The sequence below is a fragment of the Paenibacillus sp. GCM10023252 genome (assembly GCF_042653305.1).
Classification (GTDB): domain Bacteria; phylum Bacillota; class Bacilli; order Paenibacillales; family Paenibacillaceae; genus Pristimantibacillus.
Window position 1 is genome coordinate 65,934 of sequence record NZ_JBHSHW010000023.1, and the last position, 26,855, is coordinate 92,788.

17 protein-coding genes and 1 riboswitch are annotated in these 26,855 nt (G+C 54.1%); of the genes, 16 read left to right on the forward strand and 1 reads right to left on the reverse strand.

The genetic code is table 11. The annotated features are described in order from the left end of the window. Positions 1–9 precede the first annotated feature (9 nt). The 7 genes from ACFO9Q_RS14465 to ACFO9Q_RS14495 all read left to right on the forward strand — a co-directional run bounded on the left by ACFO9Q_RS14465 (position 10) and on the right by ACFO9Q_RS14495 (position 11,778). The gene (locus ACFO9Q_RS14465) at positions 10–1,542 is read left to right on the forward strand and encodes a polysaccharide deacetylase family protein (RefSeq protein ID WP_379183210.1); all 1,533 of its coding nucleotides are present in this window, start codon (positions 10–12) and stop codon (positions 1,540–1,542) included. A gap of 94 nt (positions 1,543–1,636) precedes the next feature. Further along, a complete protein-coding gene (locus ACFO9Q_RS14470) occupies positions 1,637–2,683 on the forward strand; it encodes an AAA family ATPase (protein ID WP_379183212.1) in 1,047 nt (348 codons plus the stop codon). Further along, the gene (locus ACFO9Q_RS14475; RefSeq protein WP_379183214.1) at positions 2,680–4,068 is read left to right on the forward strand and encodes a DUF58 domain-containing protein; all 1,389 of its coding nucleotides are present in this window, start codon (positions 2,680–2,682) and stop codon (positions 4,066–4,068) included. The genes ACFO9Q_RS14470 and ACFO9Q_RS14475 overlap by 4 nt, the downstream gene beginning before the upstream one ends. Next, positions 4,046–6,856, forward strand: coding sequence for a DUF4129 domain-containing transglutaminase family protein (locus ACFO9Q_RS14480; RefSeq protein WP_379183216.1), 2,811 nt, complete (start codon positions 4,046–4,048; stop codon positions 6,854–6,856). The genes ACFO9Q_RS14475 and ACFO9Q_RS14480 overlap by 23 nt, the downstream gene beginning before the upstream one ends. 1,056 nt (positions 6,857–7,912) lie before the next feature. Then, complete coding sequence (guaA, locus tag ACFO9Q_RS14485; protein ID WP_379183218.1) at positions 7,913–9,448, forward strand: glutamine-hydrolyzing GMP synthase; 1,536 nt, start codon at positions 7,913–7,915, stop codon at positions 9,446–9,448. Between the two features lie 408 nt (positions 9,449–9,856). Beyond that, the gene (locus ACFO9Q_RS14490; protein WP_379183220.1) at positions 9,857–10,021 is read left to right on the forward strand and encodes a hypothetical protein; all 165 of its coding nucleotides are present in this window, start codon (positions 9,857–9,859) and stop codon (positions 10,019–10,021) included. A gap of 131 nt (positions 10,022–10,152) precedes the next feature. Beyond that, positions 10,153–10,253, forward strand: a riboswitch (purine riboswitch). 130 nt (positions 10,254–10,383) lie between these two features. Further along, positions 10,384–11,778, forward strand: coding sequence for an NCS2 family permease (locus ACFO9Q_RS14495; protein WP_379183222.1), 1,395 nt, complete (start codon positions 10,384–10,386; stop codon positions 11,776–11,778). A gap of 323 nt (positions 11,779–12,101) precedes the next feature. Here the strand turns inward: ACFO9Q_RS14495 and ACFO9Q_RS14500 are convergent, their stop codons facing one another. After that, positions 12,102–12,779 carry a DNA-binding response regulator gene (locus ACFO9Q_RS14500; protein ID WP_379183224.1) on the reverse strand — a complete coding sequence of 226 codons (678 nt, stop codon included), beginning with the start codon at positions 12,777–12,779 and terminating at the stop codon, positions 12,102–12,104. Positions 12,780–13,246: 467 nt separating this feature from the next. On the opposite strand from ACFO9Q_RS14500, the gene msrA reads away from it, so the two are divergent. From msrA to ACFO9Q_RS14545, 9 genes are all read left to right on the forward strand, one after another. Further along, the gene (gene msrA, locus ACFO9Q_RS14505; protein WP_379183226.1) at positions 13,247–14,197 is read left to right on the forward strand and encodes a peptide-methionine (S)-S-oxide reductase MsrA; all 951 of its coding nucleotides are present in this window, start codon (positions 13,247–13,249) and stop codon (positions 14,195–14,197) included. A gap of 125 nt (positions 14,198–14,322) precedes the next feature. Further along, complete coding sequence (locus tag ACFO9Q_RS14510; RefSeq protein WP_379183228.1) at positions 14,323–15,750, forward strand: spore germination protein; 1,428 nt, start codon at positions 14,323–14,325, stop codon at positions 15,748–15,750. Beyond that, entirely contained in the window at positions 15,747–16,820 is a 1,074-nt protein-coding gene (locus ACFO9Q_RS14515) for a GerAB/ArcD/ProY family transporter (protein ID WP_379183230.1), read from the forward strand. Before ACFO9Q_RS14510 ends, ACFO9Q_RS14515 begins: the two co-directional genes overlap by 4 nt. Beyond that, entirely contained in the window at positions 16,817–17,959 is a 1,143-nt protein-coding gene (locus ACFO9Q_RS14520) for a Ger(x)C family spore germination protein (RefSeq protein WP_379183232.1), read from the forward strand. Before ACFO9Q_RS14515 ends, ACFO9Q_RS14520 begins: the two co-directional genes overlap by 4 nt. Before the next feature lie 99 nt (positions 17,960–18,058). Further along, entirely contained in the window at positions 18,059–18,853 is a 795-nt protein-coding gene (locus ACFO9Q_RS14525) for an AraC family transcriptional regulator (protein WP_379183234.1), read from the forward strand. A 79-nt stretch (positions 18,854–18,932) separates the two neighbouring features. Next, entirely contained in the window at positions 18,933–19,697 is a 765-nt protein-coding gene (locus ACFO9Q_RS14530) for a LamG-like jellyroll fold domain-containing protein (RefSeq protein WP_379183236.1), read from the forward strand. Positions 19,698–19,997: 300 nt separating this feature from the next. Further along, positions 19,998–23,771 (forward strand): carbohydrate-binding protein, encoded by a 3,774-nt coding sequence (locus ACFO9Q_RS14535; protein WP_379183238.1) that lies wholly within the window; start codon positions 19,998–20,000, stop codon positions 23,769–23,771. A gap of 232 nt (positions 23,772–24,003) precedes the next feature. Continuing rightward, positions 24,004–24,654 (forward strand): SGNH/GDSL hydrolase family protein, encoded by a 651-nt coding sequence (locus tag ACFO9Q_RS14540; RefSeq protein ID WP_379183240.1) that lies wholly within the window; start codon positions 24,004–24,006, stop codon positions 24,652–24,654. 13 nt (positions 24,655–24,667) lie between these two features. Next, positions 24,668–26,800, forward strand: a complete 2,133-nt coding sequence (locus ACFO9Q_RS14545) for a TIM-barrel domain-containing protein (protein WP_379183242.1) — start codon at positions 24,668–24,670, stop codon at positions 26,798–26,800. Positions 26,801–26,855: the final 55 nt, after the last annotated feature.

The window sequence follows — 26,855 nt, forward strand, 5'->3', positions numbered from 1 at the left end:
AGATAGGGCATGCGGCGTAGGATGAGGATGCTGGGGTGGGCTCTAATTATTGCGTGCAGCACGGCAAGTGCAGGGAGCTGGGCTGGGTATAAGGGAGAGGCGGTTAGAGCGGAAGGACTACCATCAGGGAGGATAGCCGTAGTTCCACAAGAAGGCTCACCGCAAGCCCCTTCAGCGTCATTCACAGCGCCGAATTCCACCGCGCAAGGGGGGATGGTGGCAGGTATGCCAGACGAGCCCGTGGAGTCCGCTATGCTGGACAAGCCAGCCATGGCGGAAGGGCCAATCGAGTCCGCTAAGCTGGCCATGACGGATGGACCAGTCCAGCTTGCTGAGCTGGACAAGCTGGCTGCGGACGTGCAAGTCGCGGTCGCGTCCACTGAGCTGGACAAGCTGGCTGCGGACGTGCAAGTCGCGGTCACGTCCACTGAGTCGGAAAAACTGGCCACGGACATCCGAGTCGAGTCCGCCAAGCTGGCCAAGACGGGCGGACCAGCCCAACCAGCTAAGCCAGCTAAGCCAGCCCAGCCGGCCAAGCCTACCGTGTACTTGACCTTCGATGATGGACCTAGCGAGCATACGCTCGAGGTTCTGGATATTCTAAGCAGCTACAAGGTCACAGCCACCTTCTTCATGCTCGGAGAGCATGTGGACGAGAGACCGGATATCGTGCGCCGTGTCGTCCAGGAAGGACATGCCATTGGCAACCATACGTATGACCATGAGTACAAGAAGCTGTACGGCGGATTCGCTGAATTCGCCCGGCAATTGATGAAGACGGATCAGACAATCTATCAGGCTGCAGGGCAGCATACTAGGCTGGTGAGGGCTCCTGGAGGTAGTTATGGGAACTTCGACAAGGGGTATTGGGAGGCGATGAGGAAGTCGGGCTATCTGGTTCACGACTGGAATGTAGACAGCGGAGATTCTAGGCGGCTGGACGTAACGGCTGATGAGATTATACAGAATATACACAGCTCCAAGCTTGCTCATGAACTGACGGTGCTTCTGCATGACAGTCATAGCCATGCCGAGACGATTAAGGCGCTGCCTCGGATTATTGATTTTTACAAGGGTAAGGGGTATACGTTCGCTGCTCTTAATGAACAGGTGAAGCCTGTCCAATTCTCCCAAGCAGCGAAGCTGAAGTGGTCACGTGGTGAGGTTGAGCTTGCTGCAGCAGATGAGCTGAGGAAGTATGTCCTGCGTATGACGACGCCTCCTCCACAGCCGAAGCCGCCGCTGCTCGTCCATCTAGAGGATGGAGACCTGAAGCTGGCGGGCAGTGAATACATGCTGAGCAAGGGTGTCATCTCGGTCCCGCTGGACAAGCTGGTGGAGGCGCTAGGCGGAACCTACACCGAGGATAGGGAGAGCGGCATTGCTGAGGCGGCAGTAGGGGACAAGAGGGTGTTCTGGGTGAGAGAGGAAGCGGACTTAAGCAAGCCTCATCTAGTGCCGATCCGCGCCGCATTAAGCGAGTTCGGGATTCAGATTACGGACTATGCCTTCACAGCTGAGCTGAAGGAGATCTGGACATAGAACATCCGGGCGAATCTAGCAGGTCTATATCGAGAGGAAGCTGGCGAGACTGGAAGATAGAATAGATATACTCTTCCAGGAGGTCGGATGTCATATGAGTACCCCAAGTTACAGATTGAATTGGCAGGAGAACGAGCAAGGAGCGTGGCCAGAGCCCCCTCATGTCTTGCTTAGCCGCCTCATCTCGAGGGTGGAGACGGTCATGCTGGGCAAGCATGAAGTCGTATTGTCGGTATTGACCGCGCTGCTGGCGGGAGGTCATGTCCTCTTGGAGGATCGGCCCGGCGTTGGCAAAACGATGCTCGCGCATGCCTTCGCGCGTGTACTCGGAGGGGATTACCGCAGAATACAATTCACCTCAGATCTGCTTCCTGCGGATGTAACAGGCGGTCAGGTATGGGACAGCCGCCACAGTGAGTTCGTCTATCGGCCTGGCCCGATTATGGCGAATCTAGTATTAGCGGACGAGATTAACCGCACCTCGCCCCGCACACAGTCTGCCTTGCTAGAGGCCATGGAAGAGCGGAAGGTAACGATTGATGGCGAGACGCGGTCCTTGCCGGAGCCCTTCATGCTGATTGCTACACAGAATCCGCTTAGCTATGAGGGAACGAACGCGCTGCCTGAAGCGCAGCTGGATCGATTCATGATGCGGCTGTCCATCGGATACCCGGATGCAGAGCAGGAAGGGAGGATGCTGGACAAGTACGCCTCAGGACAGAGGATGGACCCTGAATCTCTTCGTCCGGTCGTGCATCCGAATGAGTGGCTGCGTATGCAGCAAGAGGCTAGAGGGGCCCATGTGCATCCTGATCTGATTAGCTATATCGTGCGAATCATAGGAGCTACCCGTTCCACGCCAGATCTGCTGCTGGGTGGGAGCCCGAGAGCTTCAAGAGATTGGCTGCGAGCTGCGAGTGCACGCTCGTATATCGAGGGCCGCAGCTATGTGCTCCCGGATGACCTTCGGGCAACTGCGTCTGCCGTAATAAGCCACCGGCTCATAGCTAGAGGAGGAGCACACCATGGTGGAGCTGCTGAGGCCGTGCTCCAGCGGATCATGAGGGAGACGCCGATGCCTGCAGGAGCAGTGACTTCGGCTGCGGCTGGGTCTGCTTCGGGGAGACGGAGACCGCTATGAAGAGCGCAGCAGGCAAGGCGAAGCAGGCGGGATATCAGACGAGATGGGCGGCCTGGACGATCATTGCTGCCGGCTGGTTAACGAGTGTGGCAGCCATCGTCCTGCGGGGAGGGGCTGCGGAATGGTTCCTTGCTGTGGTGCTGACTGGGCTTATACTCACCAGCGGATGGCTGCCTCATGCGGCCTTGCGAAGTGTGGTCCTTGTTCACAGAGAGATTAGCGAAGAAGTCGCGGAGAGCGGCTCATCGGCCACGATTAGACTGACAGTAGAGCAGCGGCTGCCCTGGTTGGTTGGCTGGATGGTGGCAGAGGAGGAGCTGCTTAGCCGCAGCTCAATGAAGCCTCGTTCAGCCTCACTAACCGTTATGCACGGATTAGGAATGAGCAAGATATGGTCGCTGAAGTATGAGGTGACTGAGCTGCAGCGAGGGCTGTATGAATATGAGGAGATTCGGATTACGGTACTGGACTGGCTGGGATTGACAGCGGTCAGCAAGTCACTTCGCTGCCCAGGCCGTCTGATCGTGCTCCCTGCTGTAAGTGTGGGAAGCGGCGGAGGGAGCGGCAGCTCGCCATGGATCGAGCAAGTAGAGGCGCCATTGTCAGTAGCGTCGAGGTATGGGGCAAGCACAGCGATGAGGACGGGAAGAGAGCTGGGCTATGGAGCTGACAGCCGTCCGTATCGTGAAGGAGATTCTCTACGCCATATCAACTGGAAGGCTGCAGCGAAGGGAATTGGATTGTACACGAAGGAGCATGGCAAGGAGCTGCAGGTGGAGGCGCTGGTCGCTATAGATATCGACGCTGCTAGCTATGGCAAGGATGACGGCTTGTTCGACGCTTGTGCAAGCTTGGCAGGAAGTGCTCTGCAAGAGGCGGCTGATGCAGGCATGAGGTGCCGACTGCTGATTCTGTCTCGTGAGAGGAGTACCGGACTTCCTGTGGGTGCCAAGCAAGCAGCCGAGGAGACTGTAGTTGTCACTAAGCTGCTCCAAGGGTCCAATGACGGTGTGAGAGGAATCAGCTTACTTCTTCAGGAGCTAGGGACAATCTGTCCTATGGATGACAGTAAGGCAATCGTGAGGAATGGGGCGATGCAGACGTACCGACTCCCCCGCAATAGCGAGTTGGTCTGTTATACGGCTGACTGGCAGAGGAGCAAGAGCTACGAATCACTTGCCGCGGAGGCAGCCGAACAAGGCAGCAGAGTCCATCTGCGAATTGTGGTGAAGGACAGCCAGCTGACCTACGCTATGCGCGAACAGCAGAGCAAGCTGGAGCGGAGCGGGGTGCTGGTTAGCTGGGTGCCTTACAGTCAACCGCTCGGTACGCGACTAGCTGGGAATGAAGGAGGTGCTTCCCATGGCCAAGTTCAGACGGTCTAGCTCAAGCGGTCCAAGCTCGAGCGGGAGAGATGGCTCGGCAGATGCTGCAGGTGCAGGGGCAGGGGCAGCAGGAACAACAGGAGTGGCAGGAATACCAGGGGCTAGCAGCCCAACGAGTCACTTCGGAGGGTCATTATGGTATCGGCTGCTGACGAGCTTGCTGTTGTATGGGCTAATCATCGAGTGGCTGCTGCCGTGGATGCATGCTGAGGATTGGAGTGAGGTGTACCAGTTCGGTCCGCTGCTCGTGGTGGTGGGCTGCATACTCGGAGCGGGGCTGTTCCAGCTGCCTTGGGGGCTGTCTCTGCTGGTGCAGGCATCCATCTGTATACTCACCGTAATGTGGCTGTTCCAAGGGAGCGAGCAATCCAGCCTGGCCTGGTTGATGGCGCTGCCAAGGCTAATCTGGGACGATGTCCGGCTGCTTTTTCAAGTGGGGATGTGGTCCATGTCGGGTGAACTGCGCACCTTGCTCCTGTTCGCAGGCTGGGCGATGCTTGCGCCAGCGCTTCAAGCGCTTATCTGGATGAGGCAGCTTGCTCTGGGGCTTGCTGCTATTACTGCAGCTTACTTGTTAGTGCTGGACATCTGGCTTGGTATGAATGTGCTGGACGGATTGGTCCGTACCGCTGTGGAAGGGCTATTGCTAGCTATGCTTACAGCAGTTCCTCGCGCACAGAGATTGCTGGGGGAGGATACTTACAATGCCTCGGGCAGCAGACGGCAAGGAAGAGGGATAGCGGCTCCTCTCCTGCTTATTCTGATGCTCATTGGAGCGGGAATGCTGCTTGCGAATGGCCGACCGGAATCTAATGAGCCTGCATCATGGACAGGTAAGCTGACGAATCGTCTGGAAGAGGCTGTAAGTAATATGGGCGACGGGACTAGCAGCGGGGCGGAATTGAAGGCTGGAGGAGTCGGCAGCTATTCCTTCAAGACGGGCTACGGATTCGATGATTCACAGCTTGGGGAGGCTCTGGAACGGGATGAGAGAGTGATCCTCATAGGGAGTTCGCCTGTGCGCACATATTGGCGTGGTGAGAGCAAGAGCGTCTATGACGGCAGAGGCTGGCAGAGCAGTGACAGCTTGATGTCGATGCTGCCTGTTCAGGATGAGGAGCAGGGGGGAGGGCGGCAGGTCCAGGGCGCTGTGGATAGTGGCCGTAAGATAACACAATCGGTTAAGGTTGCAGCTCCTGCTGCGGGGATGCCGCTCTTCAGCGGAAGTGACCGTGTACGAGTGAAGGGTCTGATAGGTGCGGATCCGAGGCGGAGTCTGGATACTTACATTCTGTATAAGGGCAATGGCGCCATCTACCCTCCGAGTGACAAGGTGAAGGTAGAGAGTTACACGCTTGATGTGACACTTCCGGTTACGGATGCAGCTGCTCTTCGAGCGTCTTCGGGAACGTTCTGGAGCGGACTCCGAGGGGAGACGACTAGTGAGTCGGTTGGAGTGAGCAATAGCGGGCTGGGGGTTGGAGCGGACGAGGCGAGCCAGTCTACCCAGAAGACCGCCGCCACTCTGTCCGTGACGGAGCTTAAGCCATACCTTCAATTGCCGAAGTCTCTTCCGAGCCGAGTGGTTGCACTTGCTTCGGAAGTATCGGGAGGCGGGGTCACGAGCCGTTATGACCAGGTCAAGGCGGTTGAGACTTATCTGCGGAGCAACTATAAATACACCCTGACGGAGAGCAAGGTTCCACCGGCGGGTGCTGACTTTGCGGATGATTTCTTATTCGAGCAGAAGCAGGGGTATTGTGCGCACTTCTCAACGGCGATGGTCGTTATGCTGCGAAGCCAAGGAATTCCGGCCAGATGGGTGAAGGGATATGCTTCGGGAACGTTGTTGTCAGACGGGAAGCTTGGGGGGAGCGGCCTTGCTGGCGACGAATCTGATGAGGCTGGCGGTGTTCGCCTAGCTGAGTATGAGATTCGTGCCAAGGATGCTCATGCTTGGGTGGAGGTCTACTTCGACGGCATAGGTTGGGTGCCGTTCGATCCGACGCCGGGCTTCGCCGGCGTCATCGGTGCCGCAGCAGCGGCACCTGCGGGCACGGCCGGCGGCGGCTCCGCCCAGCCGGCCGGCACGCACGGCAGCGCAGCCCTCGGCGAAGCCGCTAGCGCTGCCGCAGCGCCGGCAGCTCGCCCGGACGGACTGTCCGGGCGCGCGCAGGCGCTGCTCGAGGCGGCCGAGGACGCGGCCGCCTCAGGGGTTGCGCGAGTAGGCGAAGCCCTCGCGCAGGCGGCGCGGAGCGCCGCCGGGGCAGCGGCGGGGGCGGAGCCCGCCGCTGTGAGCGCCGCAGGCGCGGCCGCGCTAGCGCTGGCGGCAGCCGCGCTGGCTATTGGGCAGCGCGAGAGGCTGCGCCTCGCGCTGGCGCTGCGCCGCTACCGCGCGGCGTATACCGCGGCGGAGGCGGCCGTGACGGCCCCCCTTCAGCCGAGGACTCGGCTTCGGAACAGCTATATTCAGGCGGCCAATCTCATCTGGCCGCAGCTGCACCGCCGTATCGGCGGACGCTCGCCTGATCAATCGGCTCGCGAATATGCAGCCTCGGTTGCCCTCGAACTCTCGCCGGAGCGCATTGCTGCTCTCCAGCAATTCGTCGCTTGGGACGACTCGGCCAGGTACGGCCGGCCCGATTACTGGGCCGCACCAACCCCGCAAGAGCTCGAAGCCGCAGCGCAGCAGCTCTGCGGCCCGCGTAGGCGAGTCGTAGCTGTTAACAAGTCGGCAAGTACCAATCAAGGCAGCCCAATCCTACCTAGCAGCAACAGACCTACCTAGCCGCTCCACCATAGCGGACTAACTCAAGCATTGATTGTATGGTCAATGCTTATGGGTAGTCCGCTTCTTTGTTGTTTCCAGCAAGCCCCCTCACTCTTATTGGGATAAGCGTAGCCACTTAACAAGGATTTTCCTCGTTAAGCGTGCCCGGGTAGAGGGTGATAGCAGGTTTAACAAGGATTATCCTCGTTAGTGCCTAAGAGCAAGCTAGTTTGGGGCTAGCGTAGCCACTTAATAAGGATTTTCCTCGTTAAGCTTGCCCGGGTAGAGGGTGATAGCAGGTTTAACAAGGATTTTCCTCGTTAAGTGCCTAAGAGCAAGCTAGTTTGGGGCTAGCGTAGCAACTTAATAAGGATTTTCCTCATTAAGCTTGCCCGGGTAGAGGGTGATAGCAGGTTTAACAAGGATTTTCCTCGTTAAGTGCATAAGAGCAAGCTAGTTGGGGGCTAGCGAAGTCACTTAACAAGGATTTTCCTCGTTAAGCTTGCCCGGGTGGAGGGTGATAGCAGGTTTAACAAGGATTTTCCTCGTTAAGTGCCTAAGAGCAAGCTAGTTTGGGGCTAGCGTAGCAACTTAACAAGGATTTTCCTCGTTAAGCGTGCCCGGGTAGAGGGTGATAGCAGGTTTAACAAGGATTTTCCTCGTTAAGTGCCTAAGAGCAAGCTAGTTTGGGGCTAGCGTAGCAACTTAATAAGGATTTTCCTCATTAAGCTTGCCCGGGTAGAGGGTGATAGCAGGTTTAACAAGGATTTTCCTCGTTAAGTGCATAAGAGCAAGCTAGTTGGGGGCTAGCGAAGTCACTTAACAAGGATTTTCCTCATTAAGCTTGCCCGGGTAGAGGGTGATAGCAGGTTTAACAAGGATTTTCCTCGTTAAGTTGCTGCGAGAATCCGTGCAGCCACCATTTTCACCAGCTTAATATGGAATGTCTAGAAGCCCTTGCTTAATCGGTCTTAGCCTAATAACGCACAAGTCCCATCCCGCGTTGATCCCCAACCTTGACTCCCTCGAAGACCATTCTATATAATTAACCCATTAATTGAGGGAGGCTCGGTCATGAATAAGAATGAAATTATCGTTGTCCTTGATTTCGGGGGACAATACAACCAGCTCATCGCGCGTCGCATCAGGGATCTAGGTGTCTACAGCGAGCTGCTGCCTTACAATACTCCAGCGGCCAAGATTGCTGAGCTTCAGCCGAAGGGCATCGTCTTCTCCGGCGGCCCGGCAAGCGTCTATGCGGAGAACGCTCCGCAAGTAGATCCGGCTGTCTATGATCTTGGCGTTCCTATATTCGGAATCTGCTACGGCATGCAGCTCATCTCCCATCAGCTGAAGGGCAAGGTTGAGCGTGCAGGCAAGCGGGAATACGGCAAGGCTGATGTCCTGTTCGAATCTACCAGCCATCTCATTCAAGGATTGGACAAGCAGCAGACGGTCTGGATGAGCCACGGCGACCATGTCGTTGAACTGCCGGAAGGCTTCCGTGTGGATGCCAGCACAGAGCATGCGCCAATCGCAGCGATGAGCCACCCGGAGCGTAATATCTATGCGGTTCAATTCCACCCGGAAGTGCGCCACTCCCTGAAGGGCAACGAGATGATTCACAACTTCCTCTACAACGTGTGCGGCTGCGATGGCAACTGGACCATGGAATCCTTCATTGAAGACACCATCCGTGACATTCGCGAGCAGGTCGGAAGCAGCAAGGTGCTCTGCGCCCTGTCCGGCGGTGTAGATTCCTCCGTCGTTGCCATCCTTCTTCACAAGGCAATCGGCGATCAGCTGACTTGTATGTTCATTGACCACGGCCTCCTCCGCAAGGGTGAAGCCGAGAGCGTCATGGAGACGTTCGTGGGCAAGTTCGATATGAAGGTTGTTAAGATTGATGCTAGCGAGCGGTTCCTCGGCAAGCTTCGCGGCGTAGATGATCCTGAGCAGAAGCGCAAGATTATCGGCAACGAGTTCATCTACGTATTCCAAGAGGAATCTGCGAAGTTCGATGACTTCGAGTTCCTGGCTCAAGGCACCCTGTACACCGATATCGTCGAGAGCGGTACAGCTACAGCGCAGACGATCAAGTCTCACCACAACGTGGGCGGCCTGCCGGAAGACATTAAGTTCAAGCTGGTCGAGCCTTTGAAGGCGCTTTTCAAGGATGAGGTTCGTAAGGTTGGAGCAGAGTGTGGACTTCCAGAAGCAATCGTATGGCGTCAGCCGTTCCCGGGTCCTGGTCTAGCGATACGTGTATTAGGTGAGGTAACGGATGAAAAGCTCACCATCGTACGCGAATCCGACGCCATTCTCCGCGATGAGATTGCTAAGGCGGGTCTGGATCGCGAGATCTGGCAGTACTTCACCGCGCTTCCGAACATGAAGAGCGTAGGCGTTATGGGCGATGCCCGCACCTATTCCTACACCGTCGGCATCCGCGCCGTGACGTCCATCGACGGCATGACCGCTGACTGGGCGCGCATCCCTTGGGATGTGCTTGAGAAGATCTCCGTCCGTATCGTGAACGAGGTCGACAACGTCAACCGTATCGTGTATGACATCACTTCCAAGCCGCCGGCCACTATCGAGTGGGAATAGGCTCTACTCTATATAAAGCACGCAACAAGCACACCCCCTTCATGCAGAAGCGGGTGTGCTTGTTTTATCTACGCATTTTTTTCGGAACAAGATATTACCGCCAGTTCATGAAGTTGGGGCGGCCGTGGAGGCGACATCCCTGTTTTTCTCCTTTTGCACACTATCCCCTTTGCTCAGCAACACGGTGCGTGAAGCGAGTTATGTTTTTTTCAGTATGACGACAGAGTCCTGTATAGCCCATCCCTGACCGAAGGGGATAGTGTAGCAAAGGAGCGCAAAAGCCTTACCGCTCGAATAGTAACGGTGGTCCGATCTTGCCTCCCTTCCTCAGCTTCTCTTAATCTTCCCTTCAAGTTCACTTAAGACTGCTCGGTTATACTAAGCTCATTAGCAAGAGACGGAGGAATAATGATGAGCAGACGATCCAATCTGAAAATGCTGGCAGCCAGCATGCTGGTCACGAGCCTAGCCTTGAACGGGCTATTGCAGCCAGACAACGACGAGCGCGGCGTGCAGCCACCGCTTACTAATCAGTCTGACCGGCAGGATAAGCCTGCAGATACGAGCAGCTAATTGTCGAATGGTGACGAAATGTTCGCTATATACGTACAATGTAAATTTTACAAATGAATATTATTCGTGTTTCATCTTGACGAATAGGACCTAAGTCATTATGATGAGTATCTGAATACAACATCAGGAGACACAACAACAGAATATCTTTTCGTATAATCTCAAGAATCGGCTTGAGAGTCTCTACCAAGGTCACCGTAATGATCTGGCTACGAAAAGTAAGGATCGTATACCCGCGCTCGGTCCAGCGGTATACTTTCCCTCTTTTTGCGGAACCTAGGAGAACATGCGATTACTTGCATCTGTTTTCTTCTAGGTTCTTTGTTTTGTTCCACACAAATTTTGGGAGGTCATTTATCAAAATGGAACGTTTCTTTCGTCTTAAGGAACACGGGACAAATGTCAGAACAGAAATCATGGCAGGCCTGACGACTTTCATGACGATGGCTTATATTCTAGCTGTCAATCCAATCGTGCTTAGCCCTACAGGCATGGATTGGACGAGCATCTTCCTTGCAACGGCGCTTGCTGCTGGTATCTTCACCATCGCGATGGGATTGTTCGTGAACTTCCCGGTTGCACTGGCACCAGGGATGGGGCTTAATGCGTACTTCGCTTCAACCGTCATTGCTTCGCAAGCGACGGACCAGCCGATCTCGGTGTCTATGGCGCTGACGGCTGTGTTTATATCGGGTATTATTTTCATCATTCTTACCGTTACTCAAGTTCGTCAGATGCTGTTAACCGCTGTACCGGACAGCTTGAAGCATGCAATTACGGTAGGTATCGGGTTGTTCATCACGATTATCGGTCTGAAGAACAGCGGTCTGCTGACCGTTGCGGTGACTAGCTTCAATGATATTAAGGCCGGTGCATACACAGATGTTGGCGGCGCTGAGACGGTTATCCACCTCGGAAGCCTGCACAACGAGAACGTCATCCTGACAATCGTTGCTCTGCTGCTCATCGCCATTCTAATGGTTGTTCGTGTGCCGGGTGCGATTCTGTGGGGGATACTCGGAACGACTGCAATTGCTATCATTACTGGTCAAGTAGATGTGAAGAAGCAGCTGACTGGCCAGACTTGGGCCCCAGACTTCAGCAAGCTGAACTTCTTCGACTTCGACTTCGCAGGTGTGATGGAAGTGGGATTGGTTACCGTCATCCTGACATTCACCTTCGTCGAGCTATTCGATACGTTCGGTACACTTGTCGGTACGGCTAACCGTGCAGGCATTATGAAGGACCCTGTGCAAGGCAAGAAGCGCGTAGGTAAGGCGATGTTCGTGGATGCCATAGGCGTCAGCGGCGGCGCCATGCTCGGTACGAGCACAGTGACTGCATACGTTGAGAGTGCAGCGGGCGTGGCGCAAGGCGGACGTACAGGTCTGACTTCGGTAACGACAGGGATCTGCTTCCTGCTTGCTCTGTTCCTCTCGCCGATAGTTGCCCTGGTTCCAGGTCCAGCAACGGCAGCGGCTCTAATCATCGTCGGCGTGCTGATGATGCAGTCTGTTAAGGAGATTGACTTCAGCGACATGGTGTACGCGATTCCGTCGTTCTTCACGATCGTGCTTATGCCATTCACGTACAACATTGCGAACGGCATTTCCTTCGGTATCGTATTCTACGTGGTTCTTGCTTCGCTCGCGAATGCAACAGGCCGTGGTGAGAAGGGCAAGTACACCGTTCACCCGCTCATGTGGATTCTAGCCGTACTCATCGTAGCCCGCTTCATCTTCCTCGGCGGCGAATAGAATAGACACACCAAAAAAGCAGCGCTGGACCGGCGCTGCTTTTTTGGTGTTATTTCAGCTAACGCCCAAACATTGCTTCTAAGCATCAGAAGCAAGATAACCTGATAAGCCCTCACAGAGGTCTTAACTTACTTAAGAGCTTATATAACAATGAGTTTAAGACCTCTGTGAAGTCTTAAACTTCCAAGAGGGGCCGGCATCAGCAACCAATCAGCAGGTTAAGCCCTCCAGGAGGTCTTAACTCATCAATAATTGGATGCCAGAATGAGTTTAAGACTCCTGATAAGTCTTAAACTTCAGATAGAAGTGGCCTGTATGGGATCCTAGAGTTGGATGTTTCTAAGATAAGGGGAATCCAGGTTAAGTTTATAAGCTCTGATTCTACTTTGTCCGGAACCTGCTGGCAGCAGAATGTTTTTCTGAGTCATGCTCCTCAGTATAATGCGAGCCTTCTCATCCATAACTCTCATATATGAACACACATCAGCAGGCTGAATGGGGCGGCGTAAGCGCACTAGAAGTCGGACCACTTCCTTCTCCACTATATCATCTATAGACGTGCTCTCGTTCCTGCCCAGCCTGGATCCCATGTATTGCTGGAGAACCTGCTGACACAGGCGAGGGTTGTCCTTCACGGTATCGTAAGAGAATCGGATGACCTCCCAGCGGTCGATGACTAGCGAATTCTGCCTCATTCGTGAGTCTGCGAAGTCCCTGCGGCTAATGTTAGCCTGATGCGAGCCATAGCTGTCAATCTCAATAATGAATCGAACAGGATATTCCATCCAGGCATAATCAACAAATCTTATGCCATCAAGGTAGTCAATGATCTCATACTCAGGGTGCAGATTATGAAAATGTCCGAATCCAGGATACCAGACCTTCTCGGCAAAGGCCCTCTCTGCGTGTGCATGACCCTCCACTAATCGTCTTCTTCGTTCGCCACGACGTGCGTTCGTATGATGCTCCAGCCAGCTATTGTACATGCTCTCGAATCCCATCTTCGCTATCCTCCCAACCTAATAGAACAAAAAAGCCGCAACCCTGCAAAACGATTACTCGTCCTGCAAAATAGCGGCGTGTTCTTCACGACCAATAAACTCTTATACAACTGCTCAAAACATAGCATAATCTTCCAAATACCACAAGAGGGTAAAAGAAAGAAGAAAAGCATTGTGAGAACAGCAGGTTGAACACCAGTAGTGTGAAAAGGATTGTGCCACGGGAAGAGAAGAAGTTATAAGAGATGTAAGGAAGGAGAGGGTTCATCAAGGAAGATTAAACGATCTAGGAGGTGTGAAAGGGATCTTGCGGTGGGTTAGTGTGTATCCGAGAGTGAGTGCCTAGATTAGTAACTCCTGCCCAACAGAGGTATAATGGTATAAGGCATGAAGATAGAAGCAACCAACAAGCTGGAGCGATCTGCATCAAGCAAGTTGATGATTACATGGACAAGGAGAGGTTAACGATGAGAACAGAACAAGCAATGTTCGCAGGAGGCTGCTTCTGGTGTATGGTGTCACCCTTCGAGGAGATGCCGGGCATCCTGTCTGTCGTGTCTGGATATTCGGGCGGCCATACGGTGAACCCGACCTACGAGGAAGTATGCTCGGAGACGACCGGTCATGCCGAAGTGGTACAGATCACGTTCGATCCGGACGTATTCCCCTACGAGAAGCTGGTGGATCTGTTCTGGCGGCAGATCGATCCTACCGATGAGGGCGGACAGTTCCATGACCGCGGCAATTCTTATCGGACGGGAATCTTCTATTATAATGAAGAGCAGCGCGCGACGGCAGAAGCGTCCAAGCAAGCTCTGCAGGAGAGCGGCCGCTTCGATAAGCCAATCGTAACGCCAATCGAGCCTGCTCAGACGTTCTACCCGGCGGAGGATTATCATCAAGGCTACCATAGAACGAATCCGCTCCGTTACAAGATGTACCGCAAAGGCTCAGGCCGCGACGCCTTCCTCAAAAAGATGTGGAAAATTAAAAAGGATACCGGTGAGCTTAGACAGCGCCTGACGCCTATTCAATATGAAGTGACGCAAAATAGTGCGACGGAGCGGCCTTTTCAAAACGAGTTCCATGACTTCAAAGGAGAAGGGCTATACGTGGATATCGTATCGGGCGAGCCGCTGTTCAGCTCTCTGGACAAGTTCGACTCCGGCTGCGGCTGGCCAAGCTTCACAACTCCGCTCCACCAGGCGTCCATTAATGAATTAACCGACACGACACATGGCATGGTGCGGACCGAGGTTCGCAGCCAGGAAGCGGACTCCCATCTCGGCCATGTGTTCAACGACGGTCCAGGTCCGAATGGACTGCGCTACTGCATTAACTCCGCGGCCCTTCGCTTCATTCCGAAGGACGAGCTGGACAAGGAAGGCTATGGACAATATCTGAGCCTGTGGAAATAAAAATAAGAAAAGAATACCGCGCCGCCATTCAGTCTCCTCTGAATGGCGGCTTCTTCCATATCACCGCATATTCAACTCTTGTCTGAGGGATACTCTACCTATCAGGGAGGAGGAAGATTACCCCAATGACTCAGACCCCGCTATTCCCCATTCATCTGGAGCATACGGTACGTGAGCTTATGAAGCTGATGGCTGCGGGAAGCTCGCCAGCCATCCGCTCTCGTGAGTTCATCTTCCATGGCAGCAGGGGAGTCTTGCTCTACCATGGGTATTATTCTGATCAGAACAAGCTGGAGACGCATGTGCTTAGACCGATTCAGGAGGCGCATGCGATACAGCTGCAGGATACGATACCGATACTAGCTATGCACCCTTCGATAAGTCTGGAGGAAGTGAAGCAGGCCTTGCTTCAAGGTCATTGCGCTATACTCCTACAGGGGTCTGCCGTAATCTGGCTGGCTGACTTGAGTGTCCAGCCTGAGAGCGTGCTCACTGAGCCTCAGAACGAACAGGTCGTTCGCGGCTCTCAAGAGGGGTTCAATGATGACATCGACAGCAACATCCAGTCCATTCATAAGAGGCTGAGTGCCGAACAGCTACGAATTCAGACCCTGCAGCTGGGGAAGAAGAATAAGACCCAAGTATCCATACTATACGTCGACAGCCTAGCACAACCATCCGTCGTTCAGGCCATTGCCGATAAGCTCAATCAATTCCCTGGAGACTACGTGAAGTCGCCTGGGCAAGTGAGCGACAGCTTAGAGACAAGTCCTTGGTCCCTATTTCCACAGATGCTCTACACGGAGCGGGTTGATACCTGCGTCTCTCATCTCATGGAAGGCAAGGTCATCGTATTCATCAACGGGAGTAACTCTGCCCTCGTCTTGCCCGTTACGTTCTATATGTTCTACGAGGCAGCTGATGATGCAACCGCTCGCTGGTGGAACGGGACCTTCTTCCGCATCTTGAGGTTGTCCAGCTCTCTCATTACACTAGCGCTGCCCGCTATCTATATAGCGATCGTCTCCTTCCATTATGAAGTATTGCCTATAGATATCGTCTTCTCTCTTAAGGCGTCCTTAGAGAATATCCCGTTCGACCCGCTGCTGGAAGCGCTATTCATGATGATGGTGCTGGAGCTGCTTAGGGAGGCGGCTCTTCGTCTGCCGAAGCCGATTGCTCCAACCTTGTCTATCGTTGGAGGTCTCGTAATCGGGACAGAGGTGGTTAGGGCGAATCTGGTGTCGACGACGATGATTGTTGTGATCTCATTAACAGCGGTAGCCTCCTTCAGCCTGCCTTCCAATGAGATGCGCAACGCCTATCGGCTCGTCTCCTTCCCCTTGCTGTTCGCTGCTGCTATGCTCGGATTTCCTGGAATTGTACTAGGGTTCAGTCTGCTGCTCATGCATCTATGCAAGCTGGAGACTTACGGCGTTCCATACTTCTATCCAGCTGCCCCGCTTAAGGTTGGCAAGCTGCTGCAAGCCTTCATTCAGCTGCCCAGCCATTTCCTCAAGAATAGACAGTGGCTAAGGAGGGAGGATGAATGACAAGATTTCAGTTATTTACCTTTCTGCTGCAATCTCAGATTGGGATTGGCATATTAGCTTTTCCATATGATCTGCATAAGGCGGCTGGAGCTGACGGCTGGATCTCTGTACTCCTAGCTGGAGCTGCAATTCAGCTGCTATTGGTGATTTATGTTAGACTCATGAACCGTTATCCTCAGATGAGTCTGTATGAGTTGGCCCCTAAGCTGCTCGGTCGGTGGGCAGGAGGGGGCCTTAACTTGCTCTTCCTCATCCATTTCATACTGGCAGCCTGTGTCATTTTACTGCTGGAGATGGTGCTTATTCAGAATTGGATTTTTCCTTTTTATAACCCATGGCTTATGCTTGTGGCTAACTTAATCCTGCTAAGCTACTTCGCGAAGGAGCGAATCCAGATTATCGTTAGATACCATACGCTGGTCTCCTTCTTCATACTAGTGATGCTTGGCTTAATGTTCTTCGGATTGAATCACTTGGACATCAGATACTTGCTGCCCATCGGTCGAGAGGGATGGCAGGAATGGCTGCTCGGAATGCGAAGCTCCATCCTTACGTTCCTCGGCTTCGAGCTGTTCCTGATTGTAAGCTCGGAGGTGAAGCGCACGGAGGGCAAGGGATTAATGGCGCCTGTCATGTGGGCTAACGGCTGCGCGACACTCTTCTATCTCATCATCCTGCTCATCTGCTTCATGCACTTCAGCCCCGAATCCATTGACAAGATTCCGCAGCCCGTTCCATATTACCTGAATGGAATTACGATGCCGATCATTGAACGATTCGATCTGCTGTTCCTCTCCTTCTGGTTAGTTAAGGTCACAGCGACCTTAATTGGATATGTCTATGCAGCAGGTATGGGGCTCAAGATACTGTTCAAGAGCAGGGAGTCGAAGTGGCCCACTCTAATTCTCTCACTGATGATCTGCGTGGCAGGAGCTTGGTGGAATTCAGGAGAGATGGTGAGCATGTTAATCAGCTTGCTCGAGAATGTAAGCTTCTTCGTAATCGCGGCACCCATTCTACTGTTCATTGTGGCGCTGATGAAGCATAGACGGAAGGAGCATAGAGCATGAGCAGACAATGGGCAATACGAGGCTTAGCGACGTGGTTAACACTGATTGTCTTAACTACAGGCTGTGAGTACGGGGAGAAATTGAAGGATCTGCAGCTCATCTACGCAGCGTCACTTGACAGGAATGATCGGAATGAGATTGTAACGACGATAGCCCTCCAATCCCCTGGCAGTGAGGAGCGAACTACACCCGTTCATGAAGTGCTCAGTGACGCTGGACCGACCGTAGAATATTCTATGTTCAAAAAAGTAGGCATCCAAGTTGCAGGCCCCATCGCCACCTCCAAAAATCAAGTGTTCCTCATCGGGGAGCAGTTAGCCCGTGAGGACTTGTCTGTCGTGCTGGATACTCTATTCCGGAACTCGAATGATCCATTGGTAGCTAAGGTTGCTGTGGTACAAGGCAAGGCTAGTGACCTTATTCGACTGGAGCGTATCGGATCGGCAACGGCAGGGGAATATCTGCGCAAAATTCTCGTGAGTGCGAGATATGAGACAGCGATTCCGGAGGTAACTCTGCACTCTCTCCTTCCAATCTTCCACGATCCCGGTATGGATTCCGTGCTGCCATTCATTCAGAAGCAAGGGGACCGGGCTGCCATTAAGGGCATAGCCTTAATGAATAATCGGAGATATACCGGCGTATTCCTGAATGATACGCAGGCGCCAGTATTCTTATTACTCGCAGCGAAGAAGGGGCCCTTGTGCATCCTGACACGCAAGTTGTCAGAGGAGACCGAGGCTGAAGGAGAGATGACTGGACGAGAATCTTATATCTCCATTAATGTGGACAAGATGAAGCGTACCAAGCAGGTAAGGGTAGATCAGACCGGCCGAGTACACATTAAGCTGCGACTAGACTTGAAGGCGAATGTGCTCGAGTATCCGGAGGGGGGACTCAATGACAAGGCCAGGAAGGAGCAGCTTGGCAAGCAGCTGTCAGCCTTGCTGCAGCAAGAGGCGGTACAAGTCGCAAGTATCCTCCAGCAGTCGAATTCCGATGCCCTTGGCATAGGACGGGACGTGATGGCCTATTATCCTAAGGCTTGGGAAGCTATGAATTGGAAGGAAGACTACCGTAAGGTCAAGTTCGACATTCAAGTTCGGATGAAGCTCGGGACACATGGCATTATGAACTAGTTCATCGCTCATTGGTTCCTGAGCGGCTCAGCATGAGGTACAATGAGAGGACGACGACGTCAATCGTCAATGTAACTTGGTGAGGAGTGGGTAGGAGCGATGATCTCCTTATTATCTGTCTATGTAGATGACCCTGATCCGGATTGGCATAAGGCGAGATCGCCGATTCCGAGGCATATCTTCTTCTTAGTCACACAGGGCTCCTTCACGTACGAGGTGGATGGGGTCATCTATAAGCTCAGCAAGGGTGATGCCTTGTTCATGCCGCACGGCGTCATCAGGGAGGGGACTCAACAACCTGGTGAGACCCACCAGAAGTACACCATTCTATTCGATATGAAGCAGGATGAGAACCTGCTCCCCCTGCTGGCCGAGCGGCGTACCGTCCATGTGAAGGCAAGCAGCTACGATTATATGAAGCAGCGCTTCTCCATCCTGATTCAGCAATGGCTGGGCCGTATGCCTTATTATGAGACGATATGCGAGACCATTGCTGTGGAGATGCTTGCTTCTATGAATCGGGACCGGGATTATGCAAGAGTACCTTCTATTAAGATGGCCCACGTTCAAGCCATTCAGCAATATATACTGAACCACTTCCGTGAACCTCTAGCTATTCATACTCTTGCGAAGCTTGTTGACCGCACGCCGAATTACGTCACATCCTTGTTCAAGGAAGTAACCGGCATCTCGCCGCTCACATATCTCCAACAGGTCCGGATTGCTGCTGCGAAGGATCTGCTGCTTCACACCACCTTGACGGTGGGGCAAGTGGCTGAGCAGCTAGGATTTTATGATGTATCCCATTTTCACCGCACATTCCGCAGGCATACCGGTCTTCCTCCATCAGCTCTTCATCAGGAATCGACTGTAGATTCTTACAATTCATTGTAGATTGGTCCATCGCAATGTCTCCTCTGTATCCGCTATCATAGTAGTGGAATGTACAAGATAGATATCGGAGGGATAAGTGATGGGCAACATTAAGATGGATATCATGACGAGTCACCCGGCTCTGGTTAGCTTCTGGGACTTCCAAGAGGAAGCTGGACAAGCTCGGAAGGATTACGGACCGTATGGATATGCGCTTCTTGAAGGGAGCGGCGGACCCGTTGCGCGTGAGGAGGATGGGGTATTCGGCGACTATAGTGCTAGAATCGAGGAAGGCAAGTGGTTCCACATCCCGCGAGCGAGCTGTCCTGCACTTAATCTGTCGGGTCCGAACGCTCGGTTGACGGTGGCTGCGTGGGTGAAGCGCGGACATAAGTCGAATACACAGTGCGAATTCCTTGCGGGTATGTGGAACGAGACCGGGGCGAAGCGCCAGTATGGGTTGTTCCTGAATCTATGGATCTGGGACAGCGGGGAGCAAGTATGCGGACATATCTCGTCTACCGGAGGACCAACCGAGGGTCATCCCTGGTGTATGGATGCTTCTATTGGAGAGACGCGCGTGCCGAGAGAAGAGTGGCAATTCGTAGCTATCACCTACGATGGGAGGTATGTTCGTTCCTACCTGAACGGAGTGCTGGATCAGCGCGAGATACGCAATCCCTACGAATATCCTGGCGGAATCTATGAGGGAGGCGTAGATGGAGCCGACTTCACGGTAGCGGCCGTTGATCGGCTTGGTGAGATTGGCAACTTCTATGTTGGCAGTCTAGGGGGGCTTGCTGTGTACGAGGAGGCGCTTGCTGAGGAGGAATTGCTTGCCTTGGCACAGGCAACAGCAACTTAACAGGCTTTGATAGGTTGAGATATGTATAGCCCCGGTCGGCAGTTGCTGACCGGGGCTTGCCTGTCGTTGAACGAGGTCCGTTTATTCCTTACAGCTATCATATCGAGCACTGGGACGGGCGCTTGATTACAGGCACGGTATCGGTTCGTTAAGGTCGTGTGTGGGACGTAGAAAGTATAGGGCTGCCGTTCATGGTTTCCGCATTTTGTTGAGTACCGCCTGGGCGATGAACCAGCCATAATGAAGGTGACCGGCATACTACCGCTGCCAGTCTACTTCGGGAATCACAAGAGGAGGAGAATGATGAGAAGATCAAGCAAGCGATGGGGAAGGACGCTGGTCGCCTTGCTGGCAGCAGTCTTGGCCATGCCTGGACTGCTGCTGATGGAGCAATCTGCCCAGCTCGCCCATGCGGCGGGGGCATCGTACTATGTCTCTACTACCGGCAATGACACGACAGGTGCCGGAACGCTCGCCAGTCCTTGGAGGACGATTCAGAAGGCTTCGACCGTCGCGACTGCCGGCGACACCGTCTATATCCGCAGCGGCACCTACCGCGAGACGGTCACACCGACGAATTCGGGTACTGTCGGCAATCCCATTACTTACACCGCGTACAATAATGAGAGCGTTACTGTAAGCGGCGCTGATGTCGTGTCAGGCACGTGGACCGTACATTCCGGCAACGTGTACAAGACAACGGCTATGAATTGGACACTTGGACGTGGAATGGACCAGATTTTTGTAAGCGGTAACATGATGACAGAGGCTCGGTGGCCGAATTCCACGGACATCAACAAGCCGGTATTCAAGACGGTTGCGACGACGACAACGCGCAACACGACAGCCAAGACCGTATCGTTCACGGATACTGCGAATCTGACACAGGCGTCCGGGTATTGGAATGGGGCCAGTCTGTTCATGCATATCTACAACGGATTCCCGCAGACCGGCATAATCAATACTTACACAACTGGGACCATCCAAGCTACCATGGATACCTCACCCGACTATGAGAGTGCGGGAGGAACGAAGTCGTACTACATCTTCGGTCATCTGAACGCGCTCGATACGGCGAAGGAGTTCTTCCGGGATAGCGCGGGAACGCTGTATCTATGGACGGCTGACGGCACCAGCCCGGCCGGATATACAATTGAAGCGAAGAAGAGAGAATATGCCTTCAACCTGACGGGACGCTCTTACGTCACGATCAAGGGCATCTCTCTCAAGGCTGCTACGATCACGACCAACAGCAGCTTCGATTATGCGACACCGTCGACGCATGCGGCAACCGCTCATCATATCGTCATTGACGATATCGATGCGCAGTACGTGTCTCACTTCAACACACTGGTGGGAGGAGGCATGTGGGTCGGCAGACCGTATAAGCATGGATTGTTCCTGGCGGGGTCCGACCATACGGTGAAGAACAGCACGATTAACTGGAGCGCAGGGAACGGCGTGTACATTGGCGACGGAGCGAATAACAAGGTGCTGAATAATACAATCAGCAATGTAGGCTATACGATGGCTGGAGCCGCCGTCGACAGCGGCTCGAGCGATGAAGACGATGGTACGGTTGATCATGCCAACGAATTCGGCGAAGTTGCCTACAATACCATTCACACCTTCGGCAAGATCGGAATATCCATGTCCGGCATCAAGGGGGGGAGCATCCACCATAACGAGCTGTACAACGGGCTGCTCCAAGTGGCTGATGCCGGTGCTATCTATGGCTGGAATCGGGATACGAACCGGCTGGAGATTGCCTACAACCGGGTGCGGGACATGAACGCCGGGGTCATTAGCGGGAACAAGACGGGCATCTATCTCGACAATCGGATGCGCAATGCAATCGTACACCATAACCTGACCTACAATGTGCAGCGTGCACTCATTCTGAACATGCCGGGCGCATCCTTCCCGAAGGACGGCCAGTTCCGGTATGTGTACAACAACACATTCGATGCCACGAGCCTCGGCATGACCTACTCTCCTACGGGAACGACCGAGCAGGACTGGGGACAGACCTATCTGAAGAACAATATCTTCACCAGAGGATTCTTCCCGGCGGATGGCAATACGAAGGGCATGCAGCAGAACAATCTCTACTCGGGAACAAGTCCCTTGTTCGTGAACGCCGCAGCAGGCAACTATACACTGCAATCGACATCCCCGGCCATTAATGCCGGACAGGTAATTGGCGGTATTACCGATGGTTATGCTAGCAGCGCACCGGATGTGGGGGCCTTCGAATCAGGTGCAGCCGCCTGGACGGCAGGTGCGGGAACGATGCCTTCGGATGCGGAGACGATCACTTCACTGGCCTTCACCGCGACTGAAGATGCGTTCGTCAGGCAGGATGCGGCTACGACGAATTACAACGGAACGCAGAGGCTGTATGTAAGATCGTCCGGTACGGCGGCGCAGTACGGCTATGTGAAGTTCAACGTAACCGGTATTACTGGCAAGAGGATTCGCTCTATTAAGCTTAGGCTGACAGAGTCGAGCACGGATGCGGCAGGCAACACGAACTGGACGGTTAACAAGACGACTAGCGCCTGGAGTGAATCAACAGTGACCTGGAATACGAAGCCTGCTACTGATGCAGTTGCGACAGGAAGCTTCACACTTGCTATTCACGGGGCTGGATATGACAGCAGCATTGGGGAGAACACCGTGATGGAGCTGGTGCTGGACCGAACGGCATTCAGCACAGACGGAACGGTAGGACTGGCCTTGCTGCCACTCAGCGGTGCTAATCCGAGCGCATACATGAATCGGGATACGGCGGCTATGCCGCAGCTGATTGTCGACTATTATGGTACCGGTGGCACGCCGGATACGCAGCCGCCGACTGCGCCGGCTAATCTGGCCAGTCCTTCCAAGACGTCGAACAGCGTCAATCTGTCATGGAGCGCATCCACGGACAATGTGGGTGTTGCAGGCTATGACGTGTACCGTGGGGCGACCAGAGTGAACGCCAGTCTCGTCACATCCACTTCCTATATAGATACCGGGCTCGCCGCCAGCACGGCTTATACGTATACCGTCAAGGCGAAGGATGCGGCGGGCAATGAGTCGGCCGCCAGCTCAAGCCTTGGGGTAACGACGAACGCGGCTTCCGGCAACCGTAATGCTTATTCGACTGTTGAAGCGGAGAGCTACAACGCGATGAGCGGCATTAGTCAGCCAGGAACCTACATCGGCAGCTTCGACAACAACGACTGGATTCGGTACGATAATGTGGACTTCGGCAGCAACGGGGCCGCCTCGGTCACCATCCGTCTAGCGGTACCAGCAGCCTATGCCGGACAGCAGATTCAGCTTCGCCTCGGAAGCACGACTGGCACATTAATCGGAACGTTAACGACTGCAGCAACAGCAGACTTCAATACGTATGCCGCTCAGTCGACTGCGGTGAGCGGTGCGACTGGAGTTCAGACGCTGTTCCTTGTTGCCTCAGGAACTAGCGGAATAGCGAATCTCGATTGGCTGACGTTCACACAATCAAGCGGCAGTTCCACCGTCCTAAGCGAGGGATTCGACGGTATGACGAGCAATACCGCTCCTGCAGGCTGGACCGTGTCTACTCCTGCTAGCACTACTGCTACAGTAGCGGAGCTGCCGAGCCCAACGGACAAGAGTCTCCAATTGACAGATGCCAATGCCGCTAACCGTGCGACGGCTTCCAAGTCGTTCACGAATCAGACGGGGACCTTCACGTGGGAATGGAGCTATTACCTGACTTCCGGAACTAAGCCGGACTTCAAGCTGCTAAGCGGGAGTACGGACGCCGTAGTGCTCACACATGATACGACGGGACAGCTTAGTTACACGAATGCGTCCGGAACACCCATTAACTTCACAGCGGTAAGCGGACAGACCTGGAATACCATTAAGGTAATTGCGGACCCTGCAACCGATACGTTCGACCTGTACCTGAATAATACGCTGGAGTTAAGCAACGCTCCGTTCCGTAATGCGGTAGGAGGTATCGATGCCGTTCTGTTCCAGACTTGTTACGGATGCACGACATCCGTTCTGATTGACGACCTGTCCATCACCAATTAAGATGAGCGCCAACCAAGACCGCTTCTGGCACCAACAGGCGTCTGAAGCGGTCTTGGTCTACTGTCATATGCCATGCAGGCCATATTCAGCTGTCATCCTCTAACAAGCAGGAATGAGCGGGCAGTGCATCATTTATGTGATTAGTAGAGTGAGTTTCTTCAGTGATAGCGGGCTAAGTTGAATAGAAGCATAGCTTGCGGAATGAGATACTCGAGATAGACGGAGGAAGGGAATGAAGAGCATGCTTGAAGCAGATTATCCGAAGAGGAACAGCCGCATCGTGTTCATAGGCGACAGCATTACCGACAGCGGGAGGTTCGACGACGCCGAGGGCTTGGGCCGTGGCTACGTGCGTCATCTGCACAATCACTATGCAATAGATTATCCAGATCGAGGTATCGCGATTATGAATAAGGGAATAGGCGGCAACCGCGTCACCGATCTGGCTGCCCGCTGGGACGAGGACGTACTGGCTCAGGCTCCGACTCTGGTGTCCATCTCCATCGGCATTAACGACGTATGGAGGCAGCTGGATTGCCCGAATATCGAGCAGGTCATGCCCGAGCTATTCGAACAGGTATATGACGAGATTCTGGTGCGGACGCGCGAGGGCAGCACCGCAGACATTGTCTTGATGGAGCCCACCGTCATTCAGGAGGATCCGAACGCGCCGGGCAACAAGCTGTTAACCGTATATGTGGACATCGTGCGGCGGTTGGCTGCGAAGCATGGGACCATACTCGTTCCGCTGCATGGCGCGTTCCTTGAGTTCATCGCCCGAGGTACCGGCAAGCCGCTCACTTGTGACGGGGTGCATATGTCCCCGCTGGGGGACATGTTCATCCTGCGACAATGGCTGAAGGCGGTGCATGGCGATCGGTAAGGAGCACCAATCCATGAAGGACAATTGGGAGACGCTTGCGCCGGGAATCTTCAGGAGAGTAATCGGCAATCCGATGGGTGAGACTCCGCTGTCAGTGCTTAAGAGGCTGCCGCTTAGGGATGCTCTGGAGCGCAAGGGCAAGACGGATCTGCCTCCTGCAGCTTCCGAGATGGAAGAAGAGCGTCGGCATAGTGCAATTATCATTCGAGTTCCCCTGCTGGAGGACGAACGGCTATACGGCTTGGGACTGCAATTCTTCAGAATGAATCATCGCGGGAGAACACGCTATATGCGGGTGAACAGCGACCCGGGACAGGACACAGGTGAGACACATGCACCGGTGCCGCTGCTAGTTGCCGATCGCGGCTGTGGAATCCTCGTCAATACGTCTCGTGCGATTACGATTCATTGCGGGTCAACGAAGCGGCTGAAGGATACCCGGCCAGAGGAGGTGCGGGATCGCAATAGAGATTCGAGCTGGAGGGCGACGCCGGTATCGGACTTCCTGGAGATCGTGCTCCCCGCTGAAGGAGCGGAGCTGATACTCATCGGAGGGCCTGCCATGCTTGACGTCGTCGAGCGTTACAATCTGCTGTGCGGGGGAGGAACGCTGCCGCCTCGATGGGGGCTCGGATTCTGGCATCGTATGCCGTCTCTGTACGGCGAACAGGAGGTTCGTGAAGAAGCACGGCAATTCCGAGATAGGGGCATTCCGTGTGACGTCATCGGGCTAGAGCCCGGCTGGCACAGTGCAAGCTATCCCGCAACTTATGACTGGTCTCTCGAACGATATCCTAATCCAGCGCTGTTGACGGAGCAGCTTGGTGAACAAGGATTCAGAGTCAATCTATGGGAGCATCCTTACGTATCACCGCAATCGTCACTGTATGACAAGCTCTCGCCGCTGTCCGGGAATTACTCGGTGTGGGGAGGTGCGGCACCGGATTATACGATGGAGGAAGCTCGGCAAGCATATAAGGATCACCATGACGCCAATCACCTCGCTATCGGTGTCTCCGGCTACAAGCACGATGAATGCGACGGCAGCGAACTGACCAATGCGTCATGGATGTTCCCTGCCCACGCCAGCTTCCCATCCGGACACGATGGGGAGCAGATGCGCCAGCTGTACGGACTGCTCCTCCAGCATACGGCTGATGAGATGTTCCGCAAGATTAACCGGCGGACATTCGGACTTGTCCGGGCGTCCAACGCAGGAGCCTCCTCCCTGCCCTATGTGCTGTATTCCGACAAGTATGATCACAGACAATATATCCGGGCGCTCTGTAATTGTTCCTTCAGCGGTCTCCTCTGGACGCCCGAGGTGAGGCGGGCTGAGGATGCAGAGGACTGGGTGCGCCGCATGCAGACCGTCTGCTTCTCGCCGCTCGCAATGCTTAATGCTTGGGGAGACGGAACGAAGCCATGGTCTTATCCGGAGGTTGAGCCGATTATCCGTCATTATATCCGGCTGCGTATGCGACTCATGCCCTACCTGTATACAGCCTTCGCCCGTTATCGATTCTATGGCACGCCGCCATTCCGTGCCATGCCTCTTGTTATGCTGGGATCTGAAGGTGACGCCGTCATGGAGACAGGAGAAGCGGTGGACACGATGGAGTCGCTGGATACGGTGAAGGCTGCCTATGGAGCAAGTAACGAGCGAGTCTGGGACGATCAATATATGGTTGGAGAGGATCTGCTGGTGGCTCCCTTGTTCGCAGGAGAGACTTCGCGAGAGGTGCTCCTGCCACCTGGTATCTGGTATGAACTCGAGACCGGGGAGCGTCACGATGGAGGGGTAATCATTCGCGCCGATGCCGGCCTGGAGCGAATTCCAGTCTATGTGCGCGGAGGAGCCATACTTCCGCTAGCAGAGGCTGTCGATCACGTGCCGAATAGGGGATCCAGGCTGCCGGTGCAGCTCGTCCACTTCGGTGATTCACCGGGGGAATGTCTCCTGTACGACGATGACGGAGAGACGTTCGACTACGAGCGGGGACACTACAAGTGGGTAACATTCCAGGCCAAGCGGGATGACAGAGGGAAGCTTGTCGGTACGTCTGCGGATGAAGCCGACAGATTGATGAGCTATGAGATTATCGGATGGGAATTCGGCGCTAGCCGACTGCCCGAAGATCATTAATTCACAGGAATGATTCATCCTGCTGATGGGCGGCAAGATGTCCTAATCCTAGACA